We start from the raw sequence: 2,333 nt of genomic DNA, 5'->3' as shown, positions 1-2,333 counted from the left end.
ATGGGGGTCGTGGTGGCCACCTTCGCCGCCGGCGCCCTGCGGCCGGACCGCTGGCGGCTCGCGGCGCTGTCCCACCAGCTCCAGCGCACGGCGGCCGCCGCCGTGCCCATCGTCGCCCTGCTGACCTTCGCCGTCGGCGCCGTCGTCGCCATGCTCGGCGCCACCGTGCTCGGGCGCTTCGGCGCGGCGGTCTTCACGGTGGACCTGGTCACCTACGCCTTCCTGCGCGAGTTCGGCGTGGTGCTCACGGCCGTGCTCCTCGCCGGGCGCTCGGCGAGCGCCTTCACCGCAGAGATCGGCGCGATGAAGGCCAACGAGGAGCTCGACGCCATGCGCGCCCAGGGGTTCAACCCCCTCGAGATGCTCGTCGCCCCCCGCGTGCTGGCGCTCGTGATCGCCCTGCCGCTGCTGAGCTTCGTCGCCGTGATCTGCGGGCTCGCCGGCGGCGCCACGGTGGTCGTCCCCCTGGTGGAGCTGCCGCCGTCGCGCTTCGCCGCCCTCGTCGGCGAGGTGGAGGCCTCCCACTACCTCGCCGGCCTGGTCAAGGCGCCGCTGTTCGCCTTCGTGGTCGCCGTCATCGGCTGCCGGGAAGGGCTCAAGTCCGGCGCCAACGCCCAGTCCGTAGGCGCCCACACCACCTCCGCGGTGGTGCAGTCGATCTTCTGGGTCATCATCCTCGACGCCGCCGCGGCGCTGTTCTTCGTCGAGGTGGGCTGGTGAGCGCCGCGGACCCCGGGCCGGCCATCGAGATCCGCGGCCTCGTCACCCGGATCGGCGGGAGCGTGATCCACGACCGCCTGGACCTGACGGTGCGCCGCGGCGAGGTCCTCGGCCTGGTCGGCGGCTCCGGGAGCGGCAAGACGGTGCTGCTGCGCACCCTGATCGGGCTGCTGCGCCCGGCCGGCGGGGAGGTCCGCCTGCTCGGCGAGCGCCTCGGCCCCGATACCGCCCCGGCAGGCCTGGAGCAGCGCATCGGGGTGCTCTTCCAGAACGGGGCGCTCTACTCGTCGCTGACCCTCACCGAGAACGTCGCCCTCGCGCTGACCGAGCACGCCCGGCTGCCGGGCGAGGAGGCCGAGCGGCTCGCCGGCGTCATGCTCGCCCTGACCGGGCTGCCGCCGGCGGCGGGCGGGCGCTTCCCCGCCGAGCTCTCCGGCGGCATGGTCAAGCGCGCCGCCCTCGCCCGGGCGCTCGTCCTCTGCCCCGAGCTGCTCTTCCTCGACGAGCCGACCGCCGGGCTCGACCCCATCGGCGCCGCCGCCTTCGACCGGCTCCTGGTGACCCTGCGCGACGCCCTCGGGCTGACGGTCTTCCTGGTCACCCACGACCTCGACACCCTGTACGCCGCCTGCGACCGGGTGGCGGTCCTCGCCGAGCAGCGGGTCCTGGCGGTCGGCACCCTCGAGGAGGTCGCCGCCGTCGACCACGAGTGGGTCCAGGCCTACTTCCGCGGCCCCCGGGGGCGCGCCGCGCAGCGGGCCGCGCAGCCGTAGCCGCCGCGCCCCGGCTACGCCTCGTCGTCGTGGAAGGCCGAGGCCTGGACCTTGCCGAGCATCGTCTGCGCCTTGCTGCGCTCCTCCTGCGCCTGCGGGGTGTCGAGCTCGTCGGCCAGCGCCTCGAAGATCTCGGCGAGGCGGTCGAAGTACGGCAGCGCCTGGCTCGCCCCCTGCGCCTCGAGCACGGCCATGCCGACGCGCTCGTAGGCCAGGCCCCAGGCGCGGCGGGCCTCGGGGGTGCGCAGCTCGCCGGCGAAGGCCTCCCGCAGCTCCAGGGCCCGGCGGTAGTAGGACAGGGCCGCCCCGTTGCCCTCGATGGCCTCCAGGGCGGCGCCGACCCGCTCCAGCGCCAGCGCCCAGTCCTGCCGGGCGCGCAGGGTGCCCTGCTCCTCGGCGAGTTCCTCGCGCAGCTCCAGGGCCTTGTAGTAGTAGGGCAGCGCGGTCTCGGCGCCGTCGAGGGCCCGGACGGCGTTGCCGACGCGGTTGAGCGCCACGCTCCAGTCCCGGCGCGCCTGGCTCGTCCCCTGCTCCACGGCCAGGCGCTCGGCGATGTGCCGCCAGCGGTGGTAGTCGGGCAGGGCCGCCGCCGGCCCCTCTGTGGCGAACAGGGCGTCGCCGAGGCGCTCGAACGTCACCCCGATATCGCGGCGCAGCGGCGCATCGCTCTCCTCCGAGAGGGCGTGCATGAGCAGCTCCACCGCCTCGCGGTAGGCGGAGGCCGCCGCCGCGGCGTCGCCGCTCTCCCAGAGCTGGTCGCCCTCCTCGGAGCGGGCGATACCCCGCTTGCGGGCGTTGGCCGGGGACTCCCGGCGGCGGACGCCCCAGGAGCTCGCCCGG

Annotated in this window: 3 protein-coding genes; 2 read left to right on the top strand and 1 reads right to left on the bottom strand. The window is 75.6% G+C overall.

Features of this window, described 5'->3' with window-relative positions; all coding sequences use genetic code 11:
• Both CKO13_RS11705 and CKO13_RS11700 read left to right on the top strand, forming a co-directional pair.
• Positions 1-720 (top strand): MlaE family ABC transporter permease (locus CKO13_RS11705; RefSeq protein WP_200261238.1); only part of this gene is annotated, 720 nt, incomplete at its 5' end.
• A complete protein-coding gene (locus CKO13_RS11700; RefSeq protein ID WP_200261236.1) occupies positions 717-1,493 on the top strand; it encodes an ATP-binding cassette domain-containing protein in 777 nt (258 codons plus the stop codon). The genes CKO13_RS11705 and CKO13_RS11700, both read left to right, overlap by 4 nt.
• Before the next feature lie 14 nt (positions 1,494-1,507).
• On the opposite strand, the gene CKO13_RS11695 is transcribed toward CKO13_RS11700, so the two are convergent.
• The coding region (locus tag CKO13_RS11695) for a hypothetical protein (RefSeq protein ID WP_200261234.1) at positions 1,508-2,333 on the bottom strand (826 nt) is incomplete at its 5' end.

Origin of the sequence: Halorhodospira neutriphila (assembly GCF_016584055.1) — a bacterium.
GTDB classification, from domain to species: Bacteria; Pseudomonadota; Gammaproteobacteria; order Nitrococcales; family Halorhodospiraceae; genus Halorhodospira; species Halorhodospira neutriphila.
Note: the sequence above shows the minus strand (reverse complement) of the source record. Positions and strands in the feature narration are given on the sequence as shown.